The organism is Treponema sp. R8-4-B8 (genome assembly GCF_054786175.1).
The window spans coordinates 1-872 of sequence record NZ_BDHE01000146.1 but is presented as its reverse complement, the minus strand read 5'-3'; the positions used below and the strand labels follow the sequence as shown (position 1 = coordinate 872).

At 44.3% G+C, this 872-nt stretch carries 1 protein-coding gene and 1 pseudogene; both read right to left on the bottom strand.

The features are described 5' to 3' along the window. Positions 1 to 239: pseudogene (locus ACYVRA_RS07490) on the bottom strand (hypothetical protein); the annotation flags it as partial. Positions 240 to 254: 15 nt separating this feature from the next. Next, the gene (locus ACYVRA_RS07485) at positions 255 to 773 is read right to left on the bottom strand and encodes a HEAT repeat domain-containing protein (protein WP_461252119.1); all 519 of its coding nucleotides are present in this window, start codon (positions 771 to 773) and stop codon (positions 255 to 257) included. Positions 774 to 872 lie beyond the last annotated feature (99 nt).

Sequence of the window (872 nt, the reverse complement as noted above, 5' to 3'; positions counted from 1 at the left end):
CTGTACGACTTTTCGTCAGATATGCCTACTTTAAGATGGGAAAGGAAAGTATTTTCTTTTTTTGCAGAATGGCCGGCAAGGATACGGTTGTCACGTATCAAGAGGCCGTCGTCTATTAAATAGTCTAGTCTGTATTTTTGCGCGACAAGCTTTGCGTGGAAACTTTTGCCTGTGCCGCTGTCGCCAATAAGAGCGATGACTTTTTTCCGTTTTAGAGCAAACAGGAAATCAAAAATCATCGCTCTCCGCTAAGATTATTTGCCGTAAGTGCGTAATTCCGCTAATAGTTGCCTTGCCCGTTCTTTAACCGGCGTAACATAGAGCCCTTCGGAAATGAGGATTAAAGTCCTAATCGCTTCAGGGGAGTTAATTCCGCCGTTTTTCCTGGCAATCTTTTCAAACGCGTCAATGGTGGCAAGCGCCATCAAATTGTCCGGCTTTAGAGTATTATACCGGTTCATAACCCATGATATATGGTTTACAGTTTCATTGTTTGGATTTGCTCCGATATCACCAAGAGACTTTATCGCTTCCTGCAAAACAGTCTCTTCATTTTCAAATTGAATTATTTCAATGAGGGTTCTTCTGGCTTCTTCCGTGCCAATTTGACCCAGGTACTTTGCCGATTGCCGTCTTACATCGGGGAAGTTGTTGACAACACGACCGTTTTCCCTGGCGGTAGACGCCCTGCCTTCTCTGGAAAGGAATTCCAGCGTTTGGCGAATTTCGTCGTTTGTGCTTCCTCTGGCAAGGGCTTCGCCGATATATTCCAAGGCGACTATTAGCGGAATTACGCACTTACGGCAAATAATCTTAGCGGAGAGCGATGATTTTTGATTTCCTGTTTGCTCTAAAACGGAAAAAAGTCATCG